General features: G+C 59.5%; 18 protein-coding genes. 4 read left to right on the top strand and 14 right to left on the bottom strand.

Annotated elements, in window-relative coordinates:
- Positions 1-156: 156 nt before the first annotated feature.
- From ACOZK9_RS14095 to ACOZK9_RS14105, 3 genes are all read right to left on the bottom strand, one after another.
- Complete coding sequence (locus ACOZK9_RS14095) at positions 157-423, bottom strand: hypothetical protein (protein ID WP_421556055.1); 267 nt, start codon at positions 421-423, stop codon at positions 157-159.
- Positions 424-706: 283 nt separating this feature from the next.
- Positions 707-2,176, bottom strand: a complete 1,470-nt coding sequence (locus tag ACOZK9_RS14100; RefSeq protein WP_421556056.1) for a Fic family protein — start codon at positions 2,174-2,176, stop codon at positions 707-709.
- A 170-nt stretch (positions 2,177-2,346) separates the two neighbouring features.
- Positions 2,347-3,951: a glycosyltransferase family 39 protein gene (locus tag ACOZK9_RS14105; RefSeq protein WP_421556057.1), complete on the bottom strand. Its 1,605-nt coding sequence runs from the start codon at positions 3,949-3,951 to the stop codon at positions 2,347-2,349.
- Positions 3,952-4,207: 256 nt separating this feature from the next.
- Here ACOZK9_RS14105 and ACOZK9_RS14110 point away from each other — a divergent pair, with 256 nt between their 5' ends.
- From ACOZK9_RS14110 to ACOZK9_RS14120, 3 genes are read left to right on the top strand one after another with little or no spacing between them, the layout of a single operon-like run.
- Positions 4,208-4,897 carry a hypothetical protein gene (locus ACOZK9_RS14110; protein ID WP_421556058.1) on the top strand — a complete coding sequence of 230 codons (690 nt, stop codon included), beginning with the start codon at positions 4,208-4,210 and terminating at the stop codon, positions 4,895-4,897.
- Positions 4,894-5,598 (top strand): excinuclease ABC subunit UvrC, encoded by a 705-nt coding sequence (locus tag ACOZK9_RS14115; protein ID WP_206670046.1) that lies wholly within the window; start codon positions 4,894-4,896, stop codon positions 5,596-5,598. The genes ACOZK9_RS14110 and ACOZK9_RS14115 overlap by 4 nt, the downstream gene beginning before the upstream one ends.
- An 8-nt stretch (positions 5,599-5,606) precedes the next feature.
- Positions 5,607-6,266: a protein phosphatase 2C family protein gene (locus ACOZK9_RS14120; protein WP_421556059.1), complete on the top strand. Its 660-nt coding sequence runs from the start codon at positions 5,607-5,609 to the stop codon at positions 6,264-6,266.
- 40 nt (positions 6,267-6,306) lie between these two features.
- On the opposite strand, the gene ACOZK9_RS14125 is transcribed toward ACOZK9_RS14120, so the two are convergent.
- The 11 genes from ACOZK9_RS14125 to ACOZK9_RS14175 all read right to left on the bottom strand — a co-directional run bounded on the left by ACOZK9_RS14125 (position 6,307) and on the right by ACOZK9_RS14175 (position 20,290).
- Entirely contained in the window at positions 6,307-7,740 is a 1,434-nt protein-coding gene (locus ACOZK9_RS14125) for an efflux transporter outer membrane subunit (protein ID WP_421556060.1), read from the bottom strand.
- Entirely contained in the window at positions 7,737-8,795 is a 1,059-nt protein-coding gene (locus ACOZK9_RS14130; protein ID WP_421556061.1) for an HlyD family secretion protein, read from the bottom strand. The genes ACOZK9_RS14125 and ACOZK9_RS14130 overlap by 4 nt, the downstream gene beginning before the upstream one ends.
- 27 nt (positions 8,796-8,822) lie before the next feature.
- Positions 8,823-10,358, bottom strand: a complete 1,536-nt coding sequence (locus tag ACOZK9_RS14135) for an MFS transporter (RefSeq protein WP_058413002.1) — start codon at positions 10,356-10,358, stop codon at positions 8,823-8,825.
- A 135-nt stretch (positions 10,359-10,493) separates the two neighbouring features.
- Positions 10,494-11,414 (bottom strand): LysR family transcriptional regulator, encoded by a 921-nt coding sequence (locus tag ACOZK9_RS14140; protein WP_058413001.1) that lies wholly within the window; start codon positions 11,412-11,414, stop codon positions 10,494-10,496.
- Positions 11,415-11,472: 58 nt separating this feature from the next.
- A complete protein-coding gene (locus ACOZK9_RS14145) occupies positions 11,473-12,321 on the bottom strand; it encodes an ABC transporter permease (protein WP_058413000.1) in 849 nt (282 codons plus the stop codon).
- Positions 12,322-12,332: 11 nt separating this feature from the next.
- The gene (locus tag ACOZK9_RS14150) at positions 12,333-13,184 is read right to left on the bottom strand and encodes an ABC transporter ATP-binding protein (protein ID WP_099238182.1); all 852 of its coding nucleotides are present in this window, start codon (positions 13,182-13,184) and stop codon (positions 12,333-12,335) included.
- Between the two features lies 1 nt (position 13,185).
- The gene (locus ACOZK9_RS14155) at positions 13,186-14,211 is read right to left on the bottom strand and encodes an ABC transporter substrate-binding protein (RefSeq protein WP_421556062.1); all 1,026 of its coding nucleotides are present in this window, start codon (positions 14,209-14,211) and stop codon (positions 13,186-13,188) included.
- A gap of 14 nt (positions 14,212-14,225) precedes the next feature.
- Positions 14,226-15,119, bottom strand: coding sequence for a TauD/TfdA dioxygenase family protein (locus tag ACOZK9_RS14160; RefSeq protein ID WP_421556063.1), 894 nt, complete (start codon positions 15,117-15,119; stop codon positions 14,226-14,228).
- 247 nt (positions 15,120-15,366) lie between these two features.
- Positions 15,367-16,731: an HlyD family type I secretion periplasmic adaptor subunit gene (locus ACOZK9_RS14165; RefSeq protein WP_058412996.1), complete on the bottom strand. Its 1,365-nt coding sequence runs from the start codon at positions 16,729-16,731 to the stop codon at positions 15,367-15,369.
- The gene (locus ACOZK9_RS14170) at positions 16,721-18,877 is read right to left on the bottom strand and encodes a type I secretion system permease/ATPase (protein ID WP_421556064.1); all 2,157 of its coding nucleotides are present in this window, start codon (positions 18,875-18,877) and stop codon (positions 16,721-16,723) included. The genes ACOZK9_RS14165 and ACOZK9_RS14170 overlap by 11 nt, the downstream gene beginning before the upstream one ends.
- 45 nt (positions 18,878-18,922) lie before the next feature.
- Positions 18,923-20,290, bottom strand: coding sequence for a TolC family outer membrane protein (locus ACOZK9_RS14175; protein WP_058413162.1), 1,368 nt, complete (start codon positions 20,288-20,290; stop codon positions 18,923-18,925).
- A gap of 336 nt (positions 20,291-20,626) precedes the next feature.
- Between ACOZK9_RS14175 and ACOZK9_RS14180 the strand changes: the two genes are divergently transcribed.
- Positions 20,627-26,387, top strand: a 5,761-nt coding sequence (locus tag ACOZK9_RS14180) for a retention module-containing protein (RefSeq protein ID WP_421556065.1), incomplete at its 3' end; no start/stop codon positions are given.

Consider the following 26,387-nt stretch of genomic DNA (forward strand, 5'->3'; position numbering starts at 1 on the left):
TTTTTTTAAAAAAAATAATTTGCGCCCCCCCCCCCCACCCCTCAATTTTCCAAAAACACTCGGGGCGCGGGGGGGGGGTTCTCGCGCCCGGGTCTGGGGGGGGGGGCCCCCCCCCCCCCCCCCCCCCCCCACAGCCCTGTTACCTTGACGCTGGCTTCAGCTCTGCTGTTCGGCCTGCGCATCCAGGCTGCGCTGGATTTCGCCCATCATGTCCAGGCCATCTCGCAGCGAGACCAACGCCGCCGTCACCAAGTGCTGGCGGTTTTGTTCGTCGGTGGTTGAGGTGAGTGTGTCGAGCAACTCAGTGCCGATACGCACGCGACTGCGGGCGGTTTCATGCAGCAAGTGCGAGGGGGCGAAGGTGTTGAAGGTCAGGACGGGAACGCTGGTCGGGTTAGATTTGAGTCGAGAAAATTGTTCCATTGGGTAGATAACCTTTGAGTTGGCTTCAATTAACCACCCGCCTGTCGCCAAACAGAATAGGTGGCAGCTGTACGCAGGTTGGCGAACCGGTTATCTACCCAACCCGGCAGGCCCGAAGGCCTCCCGCGCACAGCCGCCATAGAACCACCCGCCGCAAAATACGGGCAGGTAGCATGGTGCGCTGAAGCGCTGGGTAGATATGCGGATCGCCAAATCCGATCGCCGATGTGCGGCGACGGCGAACTATAGGTGGGATGGTTGAGGCTGTGCAACCGCTACTGCGTTAGCTGAGCGCCTTCCCCGCTTCGACCTCAATAAACTCAAACACCTCCTCCGGCACGCTGTACTGAAACTGCTTGCGACGGTGCTTCGACACCTTGCCTTCGTTATCCAGGCACATCATCACCAGTTTCGACAAATCACTGCCACGCACGTCGTAACGCTGATTCACAGCGTTGACCAAACGGTCATAGCGGTCGAGGAATTCGGTCTCTTCGCGCAATTCCACTTCCAGCGCACGACGGGCCATTTGCAGGGTGAATTCGACGCAGCGGGTGGCGTCCCAATAGCGGTAGATTGAGGGGTGGCCGATGAAGTCGAAGGCCATTTGATCGCCGTCCAACCACGTGACATTCCAGAACTCCCGCGTCGGCTGGGAAAACGCTTTGAGCGCCTCCAGATAGGCTTGTTCTTCGTGCTTCATCGCCACGGACACGGGCAACAGCAGGCCATTTTCCAGGGCGCCGTAGTGGCAGAGCGTCTGGTGAATCAGAAAGCGCGACAGGCGCCCGTTACCGTCCATGAAGGGGTGCAGGAACACAAAGCCGAACGCCGTGACGGCGGCAGCTACCAGCGGGTCCACGGCGCGCACCGGCTGATTGGCGAAGGCCATCAGCTCCTCCATGAGTTCCTGGCAGAGTTCCGGCGCCGGCGGCACATAGCTCACCCCGGCAGCGCCGCGCAGGCCGTTGTGCAGGTGGTTTTGCTGGTGGCGAAACGCACAGGCTTTATCGAAAGGGTTGGAGACTGTGCTGTTTTGCAGCTCTACCAGATAGTCCTCCGTCAGCAGGCGGCCTTCGTGGGCCTGACGCAACAACTGGACGAAGCGGCGGGATTTCTCTTCGCTCGGTTGTTCTTGTTCGATGGCGAACGAATCCCGGGTTTCGTGGAGATAGGCCCACTGGATCGCACGGTCCATCATTTCGGGCGGCAGGGTTGCCATGAAGGATTGAGCGCGGCCCAGTACATCAAGTGCCAACAACGCCTTCACTTCAGGCGTTCGTTCCACAGTGGCACAGTAATGCAGAGAACCCAGACCGTTGAAATCCACTCGCCAGCGACTGTTACGGATGCAGGGGCCGGTTACATAGCGCTCGGGGTCGAATAAAGCGACGACGCGCCCCCGAACAGGAACTGCGTAATTTAGCGCCTGACCTGTAAGCCCCTCCCATAAAAAGCAGGCTTTGCGGATAAACGCTCCATTAGGCGAGTCCGCCAGCGCAGCCAGAAATGGCTCTGGGCCAAGCCGTTCGAAAACCTGCGCGAGCACCGCTAAATTTACGCCTTCATGCTTGAGCGCGAACAACACATGCTCAAACAGCGCATTTTGAACGGGCGCAACAGCAGCAGGAACAGCCAGGCAATTGCCGATCAAGGTGATTCTGGTGACGGGTTTAATCATCGCTACGCGATAAGGTGCAATGACTATTAAATCCAGCGCTTCACATAGACGAGCATATCCGACCGTTGCCAAAGCGAGCGTCCTCAGAAAAAAATCACTTGAGCGATTAAAGCTCAGATTTTTTTACCACTCACCATTTTTTTTTACATAACCGCCATTTTTCAAAAAAAATTTTACACCTCACGCCCGGTTCGCAACGACATTGCATGAGCGGCTCCCGGGAAGTAACCCATCAACTGAGTTTAGCGGCAGCCCTCAGGTTGCGGTTGCGGCCCGTTGCACACGACGAACAAACGCGCCCTGGCACCGCCGCCATCTTGCCGGCTCAGCTCGCGCCAGCCCTCGGGCAGCGGCGCAAAATCATCCGGCGCCTCAACACTGCTGATCAGCCATACGCGGTGAGTATCGGCGGGCAATGCCGCCAGCCGGTCGAGGTAGATGCGCCCGCCGTCCTGGTCCACCAGCGTGCCGAAACCGTAGGCATTCGGGCGGGTGGGCGTACCGTCCGGTTTAGGCGGGGTGTAGAGCTGCAGTTGGGCGTCGGTCTGGTCGTAATACACATAGCTGAGGTACCACATCATGTCGCTGAGGACGATGCGGTCGTCTTCCTGGTAATTGCGGTTGACGAACTCTACCGGCACGTTGAATTGGTCTTGCTCATCCACGCTGAAATTGTTTTTCAAGCCCAGCAGTTCCACCCCGACGAACAGCACAAACAGCGCCGCTCCCAGCAGCGACAGGCGCGATGGCAGGCGGTCGATGGCCAGGGCCAGGAGGATCGGCAACCCGAACGCGTACACGGTGAGGTAACGCTCGATAAACACCGGGGACAGAAACGACACCGCGTACACCAGCAGCAGTGGCAGCAAAAAGAACAGCGCCAGCAAGCTGGCTGGCCGGTAGCGCTCGCGATCCCGCCAGGTGGTGACGCCCACGATGCTCACCAACAGTATCGGAAACAGCCAGAACAGCGGCTGCCAGAAGCCGATACCTTCATCCTGCAGCACGAATTGCCAGACCATGGATGGCAGGGAAAACACGTTGACCGGCTCTTCCCAGCCAATATCGCCGCCTACTTTCAACTGTTCCACGTGTTGCACCAGGTCCAGCAGGTTCGGCAACCAGGGCAAGTACAGCAGCACAATCGTGACGTTGGTCAGCCACCAGGCAGGGCGCAAAATCAAACGCTGGCCCGGCGCCCGGGATGCGCTCAATACCGCCAGGTAGGCCCAATGCACCAGCACGCAAAGCGCGGTGAAGTAATGCGTGTAAAAGCCTGCGGTCATCAGCAGCCCATAAGCCACCAGGTAGCGCGTGCGTTCGGGCTGCCGCACCCAATACACCAGCGCCAGCGTGGCGCCCAGCAGCCACACGCCGAGCAGTGAATACATGCGCACTTCCTGGCTGTAGCGCACCGCCGTGGGCAGCAGCGCCAGCAGAATCCCCGCCAGCACCGCCGCACGCCGAGTGGAAAGTTGCCGCGTCAGCCAGATACCCAGGCCCACAGCGACCACGCCAGGGATTGCGCTCATGCCGCGAATCGACAAGATGCTGTCGCCGAACAGCTCAATCCAGCCACGCAACATGAAAAAATACAGCGGCGGGTGCACATCATGCGCCGCGTGAAACCACAGGTCGCCCGCCGCGTATTCGCTCAATAGCAGGCTAGAGCCTTCGTCGCCCCAAATTGCCGACGCCGTGAGGTTGTAAAAACGCAGGGCCATGGCCATTGCCAGGATCGGCACCCACCATAATTGGCTGATATAGCTGGCGCCTTCCCAAGAGAAGCGACTGAATGCGGGTAACCCCCCAAGCTTTTTGTTTTGCTCTACCACAGACCGATGCACCTCAATTCCCCTGCCATTACCTGAATCACCTGACGCAAACACCGCCACTCTAGGACAAAAGCCTGTTATTCGCTTCTGGAATCGGACAAAGCCTTGATCCTGCATTGGCCGCAAAAGTTCTACTTCCGACTGCTGGACCCGAGTGAATGGTTTGGTGGGGAATGGGGTGTTTTGCAGAATCGTTGACATACACGTGAACTCTGTGCAAGAAAGTGTCCTCTGTCCGCGGACAGAGGACACTTAGATTCGGAGCCCCATGAAAAGTCAAGACATCGTGATCCTGTTCAAGCTGATCAGCCTGGAGCTTCAGGCCAAAGGCGAGCGCGTAAAAAAGCGAGAGTTCTCTGTGGAAAAAGAGCACGCGTCCCTCGGGTTTCAAAGTATTCCTGAATACATACAAAATTTTGAAACCGTTCAGCTTTCGTCACTTGATGACTGGCAAGGCTGGGAGGATCTGAATGAAGATTCCGAAAAAAGCAGCCTGCAAAACTACTCGGTCAGAGCCCTGTCTTCTGCATTGGGCTTAAGCAAAACAGAAGTCTCCTCGTCCCTGAACCGTTGCAGGGAAATTGGCATGATTTATACGAGCCATGCCAACGGATTGCCTCTGGTAAGGAGCAAGGCGCTGCTTGACCTGGTCGCGTACAGCATTCGCTACATCTTCCCCGCTAAACCAGGCCCGATCGTGCGTGGCATTCCAACGGCATTCGCTGCGCCAATCCTGGCGGGCAAAGTCATGAGCGGCGGCGAACTCATTCCGGTCTGGCCGGACGCATACGGCAAAAGCAAAGGTCAGGAGATCACCCCCTTGTATAAAACCGTCCCCGGCGCGGTGAAAAAGGACGAGCTTCTCTATCATTTTTTAGCCCTTGTTGACGCCATTCGCATCGGCGGGCCACGCGAAGCCAAAGTGGCCGATGCGATGCTGCGGGAGTGGATTTTATGACGTCCAACCGAACAATGATGCTGCAAATGCTGGAAGAGGTTGCCGAGGCGCTGGGTGAAGAGTTACGTGGGAAGGTGGCGTTTGTCGGCGGGTGTACCACGGTTTTGCTCATCACCGACGAATACACACTGGAGTCGATTCGAGGTACAGACGACGTGGACTTGGTCATTCATTTGACTGGCACCACGGACTGGTATCGGTTGGAGGAAAGCCTGAAATCCAAGGGTTTCAAAAATACCGGCCAGGACACTGTTACCTGCCGTTTACGACTAGGCGCCTTGAAAGTCGACTTCATGCCGACCGATGAAAAGGTACTGGGTTTCTCCAATACCTGGTTTGTGGGGGGGCTGGAAAATGCCATCGCTTACACATTGCCCAACGGAACACGCATTAAGGTATTTTCAGCCCCTTGGTTCCTTGCCGCAAAACTGCAGGCCTATCAGGGACGAGGTCGTGGCGACGTACTGACCTCCAACGACATTGAAGACATCATTGCCCTACTGGACGGACGGGAAGAGCTGATCGAGGAAGTGAAGCAAGCACCTGCTGAGCTGCAACGCTTCGTGAGCGACCAACTTTCGGCGTTGCTCAAGCTGACAGATTTTCAGAGTGTGATTCAAAGTACCGCTCAAGACGCTGATCGCGAAGCCTTGATTTACGACCGCCTGAAAGCCTTGATTGGATTCGGAGCGCGCGTTTGATACTTCGCTTGAGTCTTAGCCAGCAAGGCGCCTGTTCAGCAGAAAACCGCGATGCCAGCGGCTCAGCGCAGAATACGGGGTCGTGTCTTTATATGATTGCTGACGGCTCCGCCAAACCTGGAAGTGGCGAGCTGGCGAAGGCCTTGACTCAACACGTGCTCGGCGCCTTTTCCCAGGCTGCACCGATAACCGTGTCTTGCCTTGATGAGGCATTGAAGCTGACGCTGACCTTACTCGAAGACGTGCATTCAAATGTGTGTCCCGACTTTCCGGTCGCCTCCACCAGTTACCTTGCCTTGCTGGTGGTTGACCAAACAGCAATTTCCATTCATTGCGGTGACTGCTGCCTGGGATACCTGGAAAAGGACCAGCGCCCGCGCTGGCTGACCTCACCTCAATGCGGGCCGAACTGGAAAGGCGATCTAAGCCACGCGCTTATCGCGAACAACCCCGCGCGTAAAATATTGCTCAACTGCATGAGCCGTCGCAGGCGCCATGAACCCCATGTTCAAACTTTGCTGATAGCCAAAGACACTACATGGATACTGGCAACCGACGGGTTCTGGGCTGAACTCTCGCCTGAAAGCCAGCTCGGTGCTATCACCGCAGGCAGCCTTGACGCCTACCCCGCCGAAGACGACGTTACCTTTATGCTGTTGCAGACCTGAAAGCAGTTAAGCCTGGACAATTCCAGTGCGCAAGCTGTGCTTAGCCTTCAGGGTAAACCGACTGCCAGCCGCCGCCCAATGCCTTGTATAAACCAACCATGGCCAGCGACACGCTGGTGGAGCTTTCCACCCACTGTTCCTGCGTCGCCAGCAGTGCGCTTTGTACGGTGAGTACGTTGACGAAATCGGCGACACCTTCGACGTACTGATGTTGCGCGGTGGTGAGGGCGATCTGGTTTTGGCGTACCGCCTCGGCGAGGCTGTCGCGGCGCAACTGGCTGGCGTTGTAGCGGGTCAATTGGTCGTCGATTTCATGCCAGGCACGCAGCACGGTTTGCTGGTACGCCAGCGCGGCTTCCTGTTGCTGGGCTTCGCGCAGGTTCAACATGCCTTGCAGGCGCCCGCCATTGAACAGCGGCAGGCTGAACTGCGGGCCGAAGGCAAAAGCGCGCGAGCCCCAGGAGCCGAAATCCGAGAGTTGCAGGGCTTGCGAGCCGAGGCTGCCAGACAAAGTGATGCGCGGGTAGAAGTCGCCCTTGGCCACGCCGATATTCGCAGTGGCCGCGTGCAAACGCGCCTCGGCCTGGCGGATGTCGGGGCGGCGTTCGGCGAGTTCCGACGGCAGGCCGATGGCGACTTGGCGCTGGGCTTGCGGCACGGCGGCGTCTTTGGACAACTGCGCGTGCAGCGCTTGCGGCGGCTCGCCCATCAACAGGCTAAGGGCGTTGATCAACTGGTCCTGGCGCTGCTGCAAATCCGGCAGGCGCGCTTCGATGGCGGCCACCTGCGCGGCGGCTTCGGCCACGTCCAGGTCGGTCGCCACACCGTCGGCCAGGCGCAGTTGCGAGAGCTTGAGGCTGTGGCGGGCGACTTCGAGGTTTTGCTCAGTAACGGCGCGGGTGCTTTGCACGCCGCGCAACTGAATGTAATCCTGAGCGGTGTCGGCGAGTACCGATAACAGCACGGCGCGCCGGTCGTTTTCGGCCACTTGCAGCGTGGCATCGGCGGCCTCGGTTTCACGTTTGACGCGGCCCCAGAAGTCCAGCTCCCAGGCGGCCGAGAAGCCCGCGTCCCACTGGTTGAACGCCGCACGGCCATTTTCGCCAGACGGATCATTCAAGCCTTTGCCGCTGTTGCGTTGGCGCAGGTAATCACCGCTGGCATTGAGGTTGGGGTAGCGCTCGGCGGTGGTCACCTGGCGTACGGCGCGGCTCTGTTGCAAACGGCTGCCGGCCAGTTTCAGGTCGAGGTTATCGCTGAGCGCACGCTGTGTGAGGGCTGAGAGCTGCGGGTCGTGGAACACTTCCCACCAGCGCTCCTGCAACGGGTCGGTGACCGCGCGGCTGGCGGCCTGTCGCCCTTGGGGCTCGCTCCATGGGTTGACGGTCGAGCCTTGTGGCCGCTGGAAATCCGGGCCGACGGTGCACGCACTCAGGCTGATCAGGCTCAAGCTGAGCCAGGCAAATCGCTTCATTGCTGGGCCACCTCACGCGGCTGCGTGGTTGGCTGGGTGTCGACGCTGGCTTCCACCGACATGCCGACGCGCAGCCGTTCGGTCAGCGGCTGATTGGGCTCCAGCACAATCTTTACCGGAATGCGCTGCACCACCTTGGTGAAATTGCCCGTGGCATTGTCGGGTTTGACCGACGCGAAGGTCACGCCGGTGGCCGGCGCCAGGCTTTCCAAATGGCCGTTGAGCAGTTCACCGTCGAGGCTGTCGACGCGCACTTGCACGGCTTGGCCGGCGTGCATGTGCGACAGCTGAGTCTCCTGGAAATTGGCCACCACAAAGGCCTCGGTCAACGGCACCACGGCGAGTAGTTTGCTGCCCGGCGTCACATAGGCGCCAACCCGCACCGCGCGCTCGCCGACCATGCCATCCATCGGCGCGACGATGCGCGTGTAGGACAACTGATAGCTGGCCATTTCCAGGGCCGCCTGCGCGCGTTTAAGCCCACCTTCGGCGGCGTCACGCTGGGCGCCGAGAATTTCCACCTGCTTGCGTTCCGCCGCCAGCACCGCGGTGGCATTCGCCAGGCGCGCGGTGGCCTGGTCGATGCGGGTTTTGGCTTGTTGGGCGTTCTGCACTGTGCCCGCGCCCACACCGGCGAGGTGGTTGTAGCGGTTCAGTTCGTGTTCGGCGAAGGCCACCTCGGCGCGGTCTGCTGCGACGCTGGCTTGCGCTTGGGCGATCACCGAGCTTTGCCGCTCCAGGGTTGCAGTGGCGTTTTTCAATTGGGCCTGGGCGACGAGCGTATCGGCGTCGGCCGCTTGGGCGGCGGCGCGAAAATCGCGGTCGTCGATCAGCGCCAACAGTTGGCCGGCTTTGACGCGCTGGTTGTCCTCCACCAGCACTTCCTTGATGAAGCCGGCCACGCGCGGCGCCACCAGGGTGAAGTCGGCGGCGACGAAGGCGTCGTTGGTGGTCTGGCGCGTGCTGCCCAAAAGGCTCGGCGCAACCCGATACGCCAACACAGCCAAGGCGAACACGGCGATAGCGGAAAGGGCAATTTTGTCTTTGCGTTTCATCAAAAATCCTTTTGGCTCAGTGAGCAATCAAGTCGGTGCGCGGGGCGGAAAGATCCGCGTGGGCATCCAGAAAATCAGCAGGATCAACGCCACCGCGACAGCGGCCATGACGTAATAAAGGTCTGCAGACGTCAGCACCACCGCCTGCTCGTGCAGCCGCTGCGCCAGGCCCGGCGCATCGCCGTCGGCCAGCGGCGAGTTGCCCAAACGGTCCACCAACATGCTTGAGTGGAAGTGCAAACGCTGCGTGGTCAGCACCTCCAGCAGCGCCGTGGCAACCACGGCGGCGAGGCCTTTGACGGTGTTGAACCAGGCCGAGGCAAACGGGCCGTCCATGGGCTGAATGCTGCCGGTGGAGAGCATCAGCAGCGGCAGCACAGCCATCGGTTGACCGAAAATTTGCAACAGGTAAAGGCCATAGAAATCGTCGCGAACCCACGCTGATGTCAGGTGCGCGCTGCCCACGCAACACAGCACCAGCATGCTCAAACCGAGCCCCAGCACCCAACGGCAATCGACCCAGCGCAGGTTGCACAACGCTGCCACCAACGGCAGCGCAATCAACTGCGGCAGTGCCATCAGCAGCATCACCGGCGCGGTTTGCAACGGTCGATAACCTTGCACCTGCGCGAGAAAACTCGACGGAATGATGATCACCGAGGTCAGCACCATCAGCACGCCTGCCAGCACGATCAAGGCGAACGCCAGGTTGCGCAGGCCGAGCATCTGTAACTTGAAAAACGGGATCGGCTGCGACCACTCGTTGACCAGGAACAGCACCAGCAACAGTGCACCGCCGCTCAGCAGAAAGGTGATCAGGCCGGACTCGAACCAGTCCAGTCGGTTGCCTTGCAACAGGCCGATCACCAGCATGCAGATCGCCGGGAACCCCAGCAGCAGGCCACGCCAATTGAACTGCTTGAAGCGCTCCAGGCGCAGCGGGTCTTGCGGCAAGCCGTAGGCCACCGCCGCCATCGCCAGCAAGCATGGCGCGACGATTTGCCAGAACGCCCATTGCCAGCCGACGTATTCGGTCCACAGCGCGGCCAACGGCGTGCCCAGGCTGGGGCCGAACGTTGCGGTGAGCGCATAGCCGGCCAGGCCGTACAGTTTGACGTTGGCCGGCAGGAAGCGCAGCGCTACGGTCATCAGCATCGGCGGCAACGCACCACCGGCCAGGCCCTGCACGGTGCGCAACAGCAGCAGGCTTGGGTAGTTAGGCGCAAACGGGCACAGGATGCCCAGCACGGTAAACAACCCAATGGCGCACAGGGTGAAGCGGCGCAGTGAAAACGTCACCGCACACCAAGGCGCAAAGGCCATGGCCGCGACGGAGGTGGCGGTGTAGGCGGCGACCAGCCAGGTGCCTTCGTCAAAACCGATGAACAGCGCGCCGCGAATATCAGCGAGGGCGACCTTGGTGACCATCTCGTTGAGGCCGGACACCAGCACGGCCAGCAACACGCCGACCAAGCCTGTGATGATGCGCGGGCCAAACACAGGCGGGCTGAGGGCAGTGGGTGTGGCTGCGGCCTGCAGGGCGGGGGCAGCGAGCGATGTCATCAACGCGTAACTCGGGATTAGAAATACCCGAGCAGTTTAATCAGGCACATGCATGACAAAAAGTTACTTATCCGAAGCTTATAAGTGCGCGAGACGCAATCCATACAGCCCGCAACACGGTGGGAACGATCAGGTTCAGGTGGGTTGGGCTTGTAGCCAGGTGGCGTGGCAACTCTCGCGCAGGGTTTCGCGCAGCCATTTGTGGGCGGGGTCTTTGTCGAAGCGCGGGTGCCAGGATTGCGCCAGGACCAGCGTGGGCAAGGAGATCGGCAACGGGAATGCGCGCAGGGGCAACTTCAGGCGCTTGGCGCTGTAGAGCGCCTCTTTGGGCACCGGCAGGATCAGGTCGGAGTCGGGCAGCATGAACATCGCGCCGTGGAAACCCGGGGCGATCATTGCCACGCGGCGCTCCAGGCCTTGGGCATTCAATGCGGTGTCGATCGGCCCGCGCGCGATGCCGCGCCGCGAGATGCTGATGTGCGAGTAGCTGGCAAACCGCGCGGCGGTAATCTCTTGGTCAAACAACGGGTGATCTTCCCGCGCAAGGCCGACGAAGGTGGTGGAGAACAGGTTCTGCACCTTGACTTCGGGGCTGACGGGCATGGTGTTGCTTACGCGCAGGTCGAGCCGCCCTTCGCGCAATGCTTCATCGTCGGTGTCACCTTCGGGCACGAAACACAGCTCGCACAACGGCGCCATGCGCTCCATGGTGTCGAACAGACGACCACCATACACGCCGATAAAAAAGTCGTTGGCGCGCACACTGAAACGGCGGCGCAGCGTGCTCAAGTCCACTTGGTCGGCCGAGCGAAACAGCAACGCCGCCTGCTCCACGACGTTGCGCACCTGGCCCTGCAACTGCAGGGCCTTGGGCGTCGGCACCAAACCGCGACCGGCGCGCACCAGGATCGGGTCACCCACCGCCTCGCGAATACGCGTGAGGGTGCGGCTCATGGCGGCCGGGCTGAGGTTCATGCGCCGCGCCGCGCCGACCACGCTGCCCTCGTCGAGCAAGGCGTCGAGGGCGACCAGCAGGTTCATGTCCGGTAGTTGCATGCCAAGCACTCGTGATCAGTCGGGAGTGAACTGGGCGCAATCGTAGCAGCAATCGTGTTTAGCGCTGCATGCCCCAGCGTTTCACCGTAAGCCGTTCGAAGGTGTCGAACACCAGGTTCTCGACCAGCAAGCCAATCAGAATCACCACCGCCAGACCTGCAAACACCTTGTCGGTGTACAGCTCGTTGCGGTTCTGGAAGATGTACCAGCCCAACCCGCCCTTGCCGCTGGTGGCGCCGAACACCAGCTCGGCCGCGATCAACGTGCGCCAGGCGAATGCCCAGCCGATTTTGAGGCCGGCCAGGATCGACGGCAGCGCGGCCGGGATCAGAATGAACAGCACAAAGCGCATGCCCTTGAGGCCGTAGTTGCGACCGGCCATGCGCAGGGTTTCGGACACGCCGAGAAACCCCGAGTACGTGTTCAGCGCCAAGGCCCACAACACCGAATGCACCAACACAAATATCAGGCTGTTCTGCCCAAGGCCAAACCACAACAGCGCCAGCGGCAGCAGCGCAATGGCCGGCAGCGGGTTGAACATGGAGGTCAATGTACTGAGCAAGTCGCGGCCCAACTGCGTGGACACCGCCAGCGTGGTCAGGGCGAACGCCAGCACGATGCCGATCAGGTAGCCTTTGATCAGCACCACCAGCGAGATGCTGACTTTACTCAGCAATTCGCCACTGAGCAGGCCGTCGTAGAGCGCCGCTGAGGTTTGCAAAAAGCTCGGCAGCAGCAAGTCGTTATTCTGGTAACGCGCCACCGCTTCCCAGAGGATCGCCAGCACGATCAGGATCAGGCCCTTGCGCAGCCAGCCTTGTTGCCATAGGCGTTGACGCAGCGGTAGCTCGCGTTCCACAGGCACGCTGAGCAGTGGTTGCAGGTCAATTTCAAATTCCTGGCGCATGGGCGGCCCCTTCAGTAAGCGATGCGGATGTCGGCGAAACCCAACTCACGTTCGGCCTCGGGCGCTTCATCGAACAGCAGGCGATGAATACGTCGCGCCGACGCCTGGAATTCCACACCGCCGAGGCTGTGCAGGTCGTATTGATGGCTGTGAATTTCGGCGCGCACCCGCCCCGGATGCGGTGACAGCAACAGGATGCGATTGCCCACCACCAACGCCTCTTCGATGGAGTGAGTGACGAACAACAGCGTGAAGCGCACCTCCTCCCAGAGCAGCAGCAGTTCTTCCTGCATCTTGCGTCGGGTCAGGGCGTCGAGGGCGGCGAAGGGTTCGTCCATCAGCAAAATTTTTGGCTGCATGGCCAAGGCGCGCGCAATCGCCACCCGCGCTTTCATGCCGCCGGAAAGGGTGTGCGGGTAAGCGTCGGCAAAGGCGCTGAGGCCGACTTTATCCAGGTAGTGCAGCGCGCGCTCTTCTGCTTCGGCGCGCTTCAATGTTTTGGATGCGAGCAGCGGGAACATCACGTTTTGCTTGACGGTTTTCCACGGCGGCAGTTGGTCGAATTCCTGGAACACCACAATGCGGTCCGGGCCGGGTTGCTCAACCTTTTGCCCGAGCAAACGGATCTCGCCTTCGCAGGGTTTGATAAACCCGGCGATGGACTTGAGCAAGGTGGATTTGCCACAACCCGAAGGGCCAAGCAGCACGTAGCGGTCGGCCGGGTCGATCTCGAAACTCACCTGGTGCGTGGCGCGCACCACACGCTCCGGCGTGCGGTATTCCAGGCTGACGTGGTCCACCGCCAGCAACGGCTCGGTGGTGTGCAGGTTGCTGGCCGTGTGGCCTTGCAAGGGCGCGTTCATCTCAACTTCCTTGCAGGGGCTTGGCGTCCTGGAAGAAGTAGTCCTTCCACGATTCAGGCTTGTTTTTGATCGCGCCGACGCGGTACAGAAATTCCGCCAGCGGGTAGGTGTTTTTCGGCGTCACGCTGAATTCGAACTCGGGGTTTTCGATGATTTTCAGCAGCGCGGCTCGGTCGATCTTGGCCTTGGTCACACGGAGGTAGGTGTCGGCGGCCGCGCCTTTGTCGTTCTGCGCGAACTGCGCGGCTTCGGTCAATGCTTCGACAAAGGCCTTGTAGGTTTTCGGGTTGTCGTTGCGAAACTTCTCGGTGGCAAACAGCACCGTCGGTGAGTTCGGGCCGAGAATGTCGTACGAGTTAAGCACCACGTGCACGTTAGGGTTGGTCAGCGCCTGCTCCTGAAACGGCGGGTTGGAAAAGTGCCCGCTCAGTTCGGTACCGCCAGCGATCAACGCCGCAGTGGCGTCAGGGTGTGGGACGGCCACGGTGTACTTATCGAGGCGATTGAATGCCTTGTCACCCCACTGCTTGGCAGCGGCGTATTGCAAGAAGCGCGACTGCACTGACACGCCCACCGCCGGCACCGCGATACGGTCTTTCTCGGTGAAGTCGGCGATGGTCTTGACGTTCGGGTTGTTGCTCACCAGGTAGTACGGGAAGTTGCCCAAAGACGCCACGGCCTTGACGTTCTGCCGACCGTGAGTGCGATCCCAGATGGTCAGCAGCGGGCCGACGCCGGCACCGGCGATGTCGATGGAACCGGACAGCAGCGCGTCGTTGACCGCTGCGCCACCGGAAAGCTGGGTCCAGTCGACCTTGATGTCGAGGCCTTCCTGCTTGCCGTATTTCTCGATCAGGTGCTGGTCACGCACCACATTGAGCAGCAGGTAAACGATGCCGAACTGCTCGGCGATGCGAATCTCGCCTTCGGCCTGCGCGGCGGCCGGTGCGACCAGGCTGCCGGCCAACAGGCTGACACCCAGGCCGATGGTCGCAGCCAAGCGTGCAAATGGAATGTGTTTGGACATGCTCGTGCTCCGAATCAGAAAGGCGCGTCGCCCTGGATGGTGGTGCGAAACAGCTTGCGGCGCAGGTGGCTCGGGCAACCGGCGGCCAGGTGGATCAGCGAGCGGTTGTCCCAGAACACCAAGTCGTGGGGCTGCCACGTGTGGCGGTAGATGTTCTGCGGCAGCACGCTGTGGGCGTAGAGCTGGGCCAGCAGGTCGCGGCTTTCGTCGTCCGGCAGGCCAACGATGCGGGTGGTGAAACCTTCACTGACGAACAGCGCCTTGCGGCCGTTTTCCGGGTGGGTGCGCACGATGGGGTGCACCACCTCGGCGACTTGGGCGAGCTGCTCGGGCGTCAGCGTCGGGCGCCAGTTGCCTTCGAATTTGGTTTCGCTGTAGCGCGCCGTGTAGGAATGCGCGGCGCTGCGCCCTTCTACGGCCTTGCGCAGGTGCTCGGGCAGTTGGTCCCAGGCTTTGTGCATGTCGGCAAACAAGGTATCGCCGCCCTCGGCGGGCAATTCCTGCGCGTGCAGCATCGAGCCCAGGCTTGGCAGCTCTTTATAGGACAGGTCTGAGTGCCAGAATTTGCCCGCGTCACCCAAGCCGATGGATTGGCCATTTTCGATGATGTTGGAGACGATCAGGATTTCCGGGTGGTTGGCCAACAGGAACTGTTTGAGCACGTGAATTTGCAGCACACCGAAGCGGCGGCTGAAGGCGATCTGTTGTTCGGGGGTGATGCGCTGGTCACGGAACACTACGACGTGGTGGTCGAGGTGCGCGCGGTGAATGCGCGCAAAATCCTGATCGTTGACCGGGCGGGTCAGATCCAAGCCGATAATCTCTGCGCCGACGCTGCCGGGGAATGGACGAATTTCGAATGTTTGGGCGGTGGGGGTCGCTGTTGGAACAGTAGAGGTGGCGGACATGAGGTCACTCCCGGTCGGACAGGGGAGTGACTTTATAGATATAAGAACGCGCGATTAAATACCGTTAGTGCATATCGATATGCATTAGGGATGGGATTTGTGGTGGGCTGATGGCCTCATCGGGAGCAAGCCCCCTCCCACATTTTGCTGTGTGAACACATTCAAAATGTGGGCTCGCTCTACACAAGCATGCAATTGAGTGTGGGAGGGGGCTTGCTCCCGATCAGAGCCTTGCAGGCACTACAGATCACCGCTCGTGCAACGCCTCGGCCCGCGCTTTGATGATCGGCTTGAGCAGGTAGCTGAGGATGCTTTTCTTGCCGGTGATGATGTCCACCGACGCGACCATGCCGGGGATGATCAACAACGGCTTCTCATCAGTGCCCAAGTGGCTGCGATCGGTGCGCAAGGTAATCATGTAGTAGGTGGTTTTTTTGTCTTCATCGGTAATGGTGTCGGCACCGATGCGTTCCAGCTTGGCCTTCAGGCCGCCATAGATGGTGTAGTCATAGGCGGTGAATTTGACGATCGCTTCTTGCCCAGGGTGCAGAAAGGCGATGTCTTGCGGGCGGATCTTCGCTTCCACCAGCAAGGTGTCGTTGAGCGGCACGATTTCAACCATGTCGCTGCCCGGCTGGATCACGCCGCCGACGGTGTTGACCAGCAACTGCTTGATGATCCCGCGCACCGGTGAAGTCACCAGCGTGCGGCTGACGCGGTCTTCCAGCGCGCGGCCGGTGGACTCGGCCTTGTTCAGTTCAGTGCGGGCTTCGTTGAGCTGGGTCAGCGCCTCGCTGCGGAACTTGCCACGGGTTTCGTCAATCTTGCGCTGCACTTCCTTGATCGCCGATTCGGCGCGGGGAATCGCCAACGTGGTGGCGTCCAACTGCCCGCGGGTTTCCATCTCGGCGCGCTTGAGGCGCAACACTTCCACCGGCGACACCGCACCCTGCGCCACCAACGGCTCGGACATGTCGATCTCTTGGCGCTGCAACGACAACTGGCTGCGGTATTGGCTTTGTTTGGAGGTGAACTCGCGCAGTTCCTGTTGGCGCTGCACCAGTTGCTCCTGCAAGCCGCCGACTTCGTCTTTCAATTGCTGGCGGCGGCTTTCGTACAACGAGCGCTCGCTGGCGGCCTGGCTCGGCGCGGCTTTGAGCACATCGGCGGGGATGTTCAGCGGGCGATCATCCACCTGCGCGCTCAAGCGCTCAACGCGCAGTTGCATGGACAAGCGCAAGGCTTCGGTCTCGCCGGCGTTGGAAACAAAACGCGTGTCGTCGAGGCGAATCAACGGCGCGCCGGCTTCTACGATCTGGCCTTCCTTGACGTACAGCTCAGAGACGATACCGCCTTCCAGGTTCTGGATTTTCTGCAGCTTGGAGGACGGAATCGCCTTGCCATCGCCACGGGTGACTTCGTCGATGCTGGAAAAACCGGCCCACGTCACCAGGAACAAAAAGAACGCGATAATCGCCCAGATGGTCAGCCGAATAACGCGCGGCGCATCTTCGATCAGCGCTTTGTTGACCTCGGGCAAGGGCTGGCCCTGCAGCGAGTCGGAGCCTTTGAAGTAGCGCCCGACCGCGCCCTTGATGGAGTTAAGCAACACTGATCTGCCCCTTTTTCAACGCTTCCATAACCACGGCTTTCGGGCCGTCGGCGATGATCTGCCCACGGTCGACCACCAGCAGGCGGTCGACCAGCGAGAGCAGCGAGGCGCGGTGTGTGACCAGCACCACCGTCTTGTTTTGCACCACCGATTGCAGGCGTTGTTTCAAGCGTTCTTCACCGGTGTTGTCCATGGCGCTGGTGGGTTCGTCCAGCAGCAGGATGGGCGGGTTAAGCAACAGTGCACGCGCCAGAGCGACGTTTTGACGCTGGCCGCCGGACAGGTTCTGCCCACGCTCGCCGACTTGCAGCTCATAGCCTTGCGGGTGCAGGCGCGCGAATTCGTGTACGCCAGCCAGTTCTGCGGCTTGCAGGACCATTTCGTCCTCGACATAGCGTGCGCCGGACACCAGGTTGTCGCGCAGCGTGCCTGCGAGCAATTGGATGTCTTGGGCGACATAACCGATGTTGTGGCGCAGTTCGCTGACGTCGATTTGGCGCACGTCCACGCCGTCCACCAGCAAGGCGCCGGAGTCCGGCTGATACAGGCCGACGATGAGTTTGGCGAGGGAGCTTTTACCCGAGCCGCTGCGGCCAATGATGCCGATTTTTTCGCCCGGCTTGATCACCAGGTTGAGGTTTTTCAGCGCGGCGTTTTGTTGGTTCGGGTAGGTGAAGTTCAGGCCCCGGCACTCGATAGCACCTTGCAAGGTGCGACGGCTCATCGGGCGCTCTTCAAAATTGCGCTCTTGCGGCAGCTCCATCATCTGGTCCACCGAGGCCATGGTGACCTTGGCTTGCTGGTAACGCGTGAGCAGGCCTGACAGCGAGGCCAACGGGCTCAGGGCGCGGCCACTGAGCATGTAGCAGGCAATCAGGCCGCCCATGCTGAGGTTGCCGTCGATGATCTGGTATACGCCGAAGACAATCATGACCACGCCAGCCAATTGCTGGATCAGCAGGGTCATGTTCATCGACAGGCCCGACAGCAACTTAACCCGCAGCTCAAGCCGGCTGAGGGTGCCGATGGTCTGTTCCCAGCCGTACTGGCGCTCGCTTTCGGCGTTATTGACCTTGACCGCGTCCAAACCAGCGAGGGTTTCGATCAGGCTCGACTGACGCTCGGCCGCCAGCGACATGGTCCGTTCCATGGTCGCCACCAGCGGTTTTTGCAACGCATAACCAATGCCCAAGGCGATTGGGAAGGCGAGTACCGGAATCCACACCAAGTGCCCGCCGAGCATGGCGATGACCAGAAAAATCAGCAGGGTAAACGGCAGGTCGATCAGGCTGGTGAGGGTCAGCGACGCGAGGAAATCGCGCAGGCTCTGAAATTCATGGATGTTCTGCGCGAAGCTGCCGACCCGCGCCGGGCGGTACTTCATCGACATGCCGACAATGCGCTCGAACAGCGTGGCCGAAATGATCAGGTCGGTTTTTTTACCGGCCAGGTCCAGGCACAAACTGCGCAGGCTTTTGAGGATCAGGTCGAACAGGTACGCGCCACAGATGCCCACAGCCAGCACCCACAAGGTGGCAGTGGCCTGGTTCGGCACCACGCGGTCATACACGTTCATCACAAACAGCGGCGCGGCCATGGCGATGATGTTGATCAAAAAACTCGCGGCGATGGCGTCGGTGTAAAGCCAGCGCGAGCGCTTGAGCGTGTCACGAAACCACGAACGCGCCCGAGGAATCAGGGTGCCGTGGTTAACGTCGAATTTGTGCTGCGGCTGGGCGAAGAAGACCTTGCCGATGTAGTCGTCGGCCAACAGCTCACGCTTGATCAGCACTTCACCGCCGTCGCTTTCACTCAGCAGGATGCGCGCGTGGTCCTCGCCCTGCCACCCCACCAGCACGGTGCTGCGGCCGTCTTTGAGCAGCAGCAGCGCCGGCAGTGCAATCACCGGAATCTGTTCCAGCTTGCGTTGCAGCACGCGGCCTTGCAGCCCGGCCCGTGCGGCGGCGCGTGACAGCAAGTCGGCACTCAGGCGTTGCGCCGGCAGCGGCAGGCCGGTGGTGAGCATGGCCGCGCTGGCAGGCTTTTGATGCAGTGCGCAGAGCGCCAACAAGCCGTCCAGTAACGGGTCGTCATGCAGCGTGCGTGGATCATGACTGAGATGAACTCGACTGACTTCGGATTCCACGCGGTGCACTCTCGACTAGCAGATGGGGCTATCTATAGGGGTGACTCAATTCATCCCGGGCAGTTGGACTTTAGGCTTCACGTCGTTCTGCACCACGGAGGCCATGGGTGCGACTACGCCTTGGCTTTTGAGCAATTCGCCCATGGTCGCCTTGATTCGATATTGAGTAAATAACTGAATGTTCTTGATCTCTTCCAGGCGACGAGAAGCGGTGAACAATTCGTTCTCGCTGTCGAGCAAATCCAGCAAGGTACGTTGGCCCAGGCCGAACTGTTGCTGGTAAGAGGTGCGCACCCGGGTGCTGTGGTCCACGTATTGCTGGGCCACCGGCAACTGAGCGTTGGCGTTGTTCAACGCGTTCCAGGCCAGGCCCAGTTCTTCATTGAGTTGGCGCAAGGCATTGTTGCGAATGTCCAGGGCCTGGCTGGCCTGGTACGACTTCGATTGCAGGTCAGCCTTGTTGCTGCCACCGGCAAACAGGTTGAAGCGCATGCGCACCATGGCTTCCCAACCGTTGCTGTGGCTGGCATCGCCGGAGACGTTGTTGTCGGCATTGGTGCCTAGCTCTGCGTCAAAGCGCGGGTAGAACGTCGACTTGGCGGCTTCGTACTGGCTTTCGGCGGCGGAAATATCCGACTCCGCCGAGCGCAATACCGGGCTGTTATCGAGCATCTGACGACGCGCTTCGTTGAAGTCCGCCGGCAGCATGGCCATGAACGGTGCCGGGCGCTCGAGCTCGTCGGGCATCTGCCCGACGGCGCTGAGGTAGTTGACCTGGGAGTCGGCCAGGTTGGTCTGCTCGGTGATCAGGTTGTTGCGAGCCTGGGCCAGACGCGCTTCGGCCTGGTCCTGGTCGGCACCGTTGCCGACACCGCGCTGGGTGCGCAACTTGATTTGATCGTAAATGCGTTCGTGGTTGCGCAGGTTTTCTTCAGCCAGGCGTACGAACTCGCGACGCGCCAACACATCCAGGTAGACCTGAGCGACGGTCAACGCGGTGCGCTCGGACGTGCCGAGCAAGGAGTAAGCACGCGAGTTGACGTTGGCTTGTTGGCGCCCGACTTCGCTTGAGGTGGCAAAGCCGTCAAAAATCATTTGTTGCAGGCGCAGGCTGGATTCGCCGCGGTTGAGCGTATCCCATTGGTCGCGGTTTGCACCGTTTGCAACGTTGGCAGCGCGGGTGGTGGAGTTGTCGGTGCCTTCGCGGCCATAACCGGCGTTCAAGTCCACACGCGGCAGGTAGCCGCCTTGCGCCGCACGCAGTTGGTAATCGGCGGCGATGCGGCTGTTCACACCGGCCTGAATTTCCGGATGCACATCCAGCGCCTGCTGCATCGCCTGGGGCAATGTTTGGGCGTGTACGAAACCGGCGGCGAGAACGAACGGTATTGCCATAAGCAGGTGCAAACGCATCTGAAAAATCCCCAGGACTTCTTGTTTCAAATCACAGTAATTCACGTCACTGCATCGGAATATCGGTAGCGTAATGACCGTACGTCGGAAAGTTCAAAAGATGAACTGCTTCGCACATGTAGGACGGTTCGCCGCGTAAATATCAATGTGACATTACGGGGGCGATTGTTTAGGATGGCGCCCGTAAGGTCAATAGTTTGGCATAAACTAGATAACTAAAAGTTCTAGCCAATTATTTGACGTCAGTATCTTATTAGACTACGCCCCTCCGGCTTGGCGCTCTAAGTGTGAGCAGCCATACGGAAATCATCAAAATGCATCGCCGGAGAAATCTTAATGAGCAGTGTTGTTGCCATCGTCAAAAGCATTGTTGGTCAAGTTTTCGTTATTTCTCCGGAAGGCGCGCGGCGCGTCCTCATTGAAGGCGACCGCCTGTTCGCGGGCGACCAAGTCGATACCGGCCTGTCCGGCTCAGTGACCCTGGAACTGGCAGACGGCCGCACGCTGGACCTGGGCCGAGATACCCAGTGGAGCGCCGACACGCCTGATTCCAGCCTCGACCTGGCGGCTGCCACCGAGCAGGCCGCGCCGTCGGTTGCCGAACTGCAGCAAGCCATCGCCGCCGGTGCCGACCCGACCACCGACCTGGAAGCCACGGCCGCAGGCCCAGCCGCTGCCGGTAATGGCGCAGCCGGCGGTGGCCACAGCTTCGTCGTGCTGGACGCAACCGCCGGCAGCGTCGACCCGACTATCGGCTTCCCGACCGCCCCAATCGGCCAGGCCAACACGACGCAGACTCAGCTCACCGGCGCCCAGGCCACCACCGGCACGGGCAACCAAGCCTTGCAGGCCTCGACCCTGAGCCTGAGCGCGACCCCGACCATCACCGAAGCAGGCGGCGTACTGACCTACACCGCCACCGTGACACAGGCGTCGACAAGCGACCTCAACATCACCCTGTCCAACGGCGCGGTGATCACCATCACCGCCGGCCAAACCACCGGCACCGTCAACGTGCCGCTGGCAGCGAATGACAGCCCGTACATTGATGCCAGCCAGATCAGCGTCACCGTGACCGGTACAACCGGTGGCAACAATCTTGCGCTGACCACCGACACTACCCCGGCCGTCACCCAGGTGACCGATACGATCGACACCACCACCGTTACGCTGACCGCTGGCCAGACTGTGACCGAAGGCGGGCAGATTACTTACACCGCTACGCTGACTAATCCTGCGCAGACGCCAGTGACTGTGACCTTGAGCAACGGCTCGGTGATTACCATCAAGGCCGGTGAGTCGGTTGGCACCGTGGCCGTGGATACCCCGGCCAACGATGTTTACGCTAATGGCTCGACTGTCAGTACTACGATTACCGATGTGGCTGGCGGTAACTTTGAAAACCTGGTGCCGAATCCAGCGCCTGCTGTAACCACCATTGCTGATTCGATCGATACCACTACTGTTACGTTGACGGCTGGCCAGACCGCTACTGAAGGCGGTCAGATTACTTATACCGCTACGCTGACTAATCCAGCGCAAACGCCAGTGACTGTGACGCTGAGCAATGGCTCGGTGATTACCATCAAGGCCGGTGAGTCGGTTGGCACCGTGGCCGTGGCTACTCCAGCTAACGACGTTTACGCCAATGGCTCGACGGTCAGCACCACGATTGCGTCGGCAACCGGCGGCAACTTCGAAAACCTGGTGCCAAACACTGCACCTGCAGTCACTACGATTGCCGACTCGATCGACACCACCACCGTTACTCTGACCGCAAACAATTCGGTCACCGAAGGCGGTCAGATTACCTACACCGCTACTTTGACCAATCCAGCACAGACGCCAGTAAACGTCACACTGAGCAATGGCTCGGTGATCACTATCAAGGCGGGTGAGTCGGTTGGCACCGTGGCTGTGGATACTCCAGCTAACGACGTTTACGCCAATGGCTCGACTGTCAGTACTACGATTACCGGTGTGGCTGGCGGTAACTTTGAAAACCTGGTGCCGAATCCAGCGCCTGCTATTACCACCATTGCTGATTCGATCGATACCACTACTGTTACGTTGACGGCTGGCCAGACCGTGACCGAAGGCGGTCAGATTACTTACACCGCTACGCTGACTAATCCAGCGCAGACGCCAGTGACTGTCACCTTGAGCAATGGCTCGGTGATCACCATCAAGGCCGGTGAGTCGGTTGGCACTGTAGCCGTCGATACCCCGGCTAACGACGTTTACGCTAATGGCTCGACGGTCAGCACTACGATTACGTCGGCAACCGGCGGTAACTTCGAAAACTTAGTGCCGAACACTGCACCTGCAGTCACTACAATTGCTGACTCGATCGACACCACCACCGTTACTCTGACCGCAAACAACTCGGTTACCGAAGGCGGTCAGATTACCTACACCGCTACTTTGACCAATCCTGCGCAGACGCCGGTAAACGTGACACTGAGCAACGGCTCGGTGATTACCATCAAGGCCGGTGAGTCGGTTGGTACCGTGGCCGTGGATACTCCAGCTAACGACGTTTACGCCAATGGCTCGACTGTCAGTACTACGATTACCGGTGTGGCTGGCGGTAACTTTGAAAACCTGGTGCCGAATCCAGCGCCTGCTGTTACCACCATTGCTGATTCGATCGATACCACTACTGTTACGCTGACGGCTGGCCAGACTGTGACCGAAGGCGGTCAGATTACTTATACCGCCACGCTGACTAACCCAGCGCAGACGCCAGTGACTGTCACCTTGAGCAACGGCTCGGTGATTACCATCAAGGCTGGGGAGTCGGTGGGTACTGTGGTCGTGGATACCCCGGCCAACGATGTTTACGCCAATGGCTCGACGGTCAGCACGACGATTACCGATGTGACTGGCGGCAACTTTGAGAATCTGGTGCCGAATCCAGCGCCTGCTGTAACCACCATTGCCGATTCGATCGATACCACCACCGTTACGTTGACGGCTGGCCAGACTGTGACCGAAGGCGGTCAGATTACTTACACCGCCACGCTGACTAACCCAGCGCAGACGCCAGTGACTGTCACCTTGAGCAACGGCTCGGTGATTACCATCAAGGCCGGTGAGTCGGTTGGCACCGTGGCCGTCGATACTCCGGCCAACGACGTCTACAACAACGGTTCCACCGTTAGCACCACAATTACGAGCGCTACCGGCGGTAACTTCGAAAACCTGGTGCCGAACACTGCACCGGCTGTAACCACCATTGCCGATTCGATCGACACCACCACCGTCACACTGACCGCAAACAATTCGGTCACCGAAGGTGGTCAGATTACCTACACCGCTACTTTGACCAATCCTGCGCAGACGCCGGTAAACGTCACACTGAGCAATGGCGCAGTGATCACCATCAAGGCTGGGGAGTCGGTCGGCACCGTGGCCGTGGATACTCCAGCTAACGACGTTTACGCCAATGGCTCGACTGTCAGCACCACGATTACGTCTGCTACCGGCGGTAACTTCGAAAATTTGGTGCCGAACACTGCGCCTGCAGTCACTACGATTGCTGACTCGATCGACACCACCACCGTTACTCTGACCGCAAACAACTCGGTCACCGAAGGCGGTCAAATCACTTACACCGCCACGCTGACTAATCCAGCGCAAACACCCGTAGCGGTCACCTTGAGCAATGGCTCGGTGATTACTATCAAGGCGGGTGAGTCGGTTGGTACTGTAGCCGTCGATACCCCGGCTAACGATGTTTACAACAATGGTTCCACCGTCAGCACCACGATTACCTCGGCTACCGGCGGTAACTTCGAAAACCTGGTGCCGAACACTGCACCTGCAGTTACTACGATTGCTGATTCGATCGACACCACTACCGTCACGCTGACCGCAAACAACTCGGTCACCGAAGGCGGTCAAATCACTTACACCGCCACGCTGACTAACCCAGCGCAAACGCCAGTGACTGTCACCCTGAGCAACGGGCAGACCATCGTTATTGAAGCGGGCAAATCCGATGGCACTGTTGTTTTCGAAACCCCGGCCAACGACGTTTACAACAACGGTTCTACCGTTAGCACCACAATTACCAATGCCACCGGCGGTAACTTCGAAAACCTGGTGCCGAACACTGCACCTGCAGTTACTACGATTGCTGATTCGATCGACACCACCACCGTTACCCTGACCGCAAATAATTCGATCACCGAAGGCGGTCAGATCACTTATACCGCTACTTTGACTAATCCTGCGCAGACGCCGGTAAACGTCACACTGAGCAATGGCGCAGTCATTACCATCAAAGCCGGTGAGTCGGTTGGCACTGTAGCCGTCGATACCCCGGCTAACGATGTTTACGCTAATGGCTCGACGGTCAGCACTACGATTGCGTCGGCAACCGGCGGCAACTTCGAAAACCTCGTGCCGAACACTGCACCTGCGGTCACTACGATTGCTGATTCGATCGATACCACTACCGTTACGTTGACGGCTGGCCAGACCGTAACCGAAGGCGGTCAGATTACTTATACCGCCACGCTGACTAACCCAGCGCAAACGCCGGTCACCGTGACGTTGAGCAACGGGCAGACCATCGTTATCGAAGCGGGCAAATCCGCTGGCACTGTAGTTTTCGAAACTCCGGCCAACGACGTCTATAACAACGGCTCCACCGTTAGCACCACTATTACGAGCGCCACCGGCGGCAACTTTGAAAACTTGGTGCCGAACACTGCACCTGCGGTCACTACGATTGCTGATTCGATCGACACCACCACCGTCACGCTGACCGCAAACAACTCGGTCACCGAAGGCGGTCAAATTACCTACACCGCTACTTTGACCAATCCTGCGCAAACGCCAGTGACTGTCACCTTGAGCAATGGCTCGGTAATCACTATCAAAGCCGGTGAGTCGGTTGGCACTGTAGCCGTCGATACCCCGGCTAACGATGTTTACAACAACGGTTCTACCGTTAGCACCACGATTGCGAGTGCCACCGGCGGTAACTTCGAAAATCTGGTGCCAAATACTGCGCCTGCAGTCACTACGATTGCTGATTCGATCGACACCACCACCGTTACCCTGACCGCAAACAACTCGGTCACCGAAGGCGGTCAGATCACTTATACCGCTACTTTGACCAATCCTGCGCAGACGCCGGTAAACGTCACACTGAGCAATGGCTCGGTGATCACTATCAAGGCGGGTGAGTCGGTTGGCACCGTGGTTGTGGATACTCCGGCCAACGATGTTTACAACACCGGTTCTACCGTTAGCACCACGATCACCAACGCCACCGGCGGCAACTTCGAAAACCTGGTGCCGAACACTGCACCGGCGATAACCACCATCGCCGACTCGATCGATACCACTACCGTTACGTTGACGGCTGGCCAGAACGTAACCGAAGGCGGTCAGATTACTTACACCGCCACCTTGACGAATCCTGCGCAAACGCCCGTAACGGTCACCTTGAGCAATGGCTCGGTGATTACTATCAAGGCGGGTGAGTCGGTTGGTACTGTGGCGGTGGATACCCCGGCCAACGATGTTTACAACAACGGTTCAACTGTTAGCACCACTATTACGGCTGCAACCGGCGGTAACTTTGAAAACCTGGTGCCGAATACAGCGCCTGCTGTAACCACCATTGCCGACTCGATCGACACCACTACCGTCACGCTGACCGCAAACAACTCGGTCACCGAAGGCGGCAATATCACTTACACCGCTACGCTGACTAACCCAGCGCAAACGCCAGTGACTGTCACCCTGAGCAACGGGCAGACCATCGTTATTGAAGCGGGCAAATCCGCTGGCACTGTTGTTTTCGAAACTCCGGCCAACGATGTTTACAACAATGGCTCGACTGTTAGCACCACTATTACAAGCGCCACCGGGGGTAACTTTGAAAACTTGGTGCCGAACACTGCACCGGCTGTAACCACCATTGCCGATTCGATCGACACCACCACCGTTACTCTGACCGCAAACAATTCGGTCACCGAAGGCGGTCAGATTACCTACACCGCTACTTTGACCAATCCTGCGCAGACGCCGGTAAACGTCACACTGAGCAATGGCGCAGTGATCACCATCAAGGCTGGGG

Origin of the sequence: Pseudomonas kitaguniensis, assembly GCF_049199985.1 — a bacterium.
Lineage (GTDB): Bacteria > Pseudomonadota > Gammaproteobacteria > Pseudomonadales > Pseudomonadaceae > Aquipseudomonas > Aquipseudomonas kitaguniensis.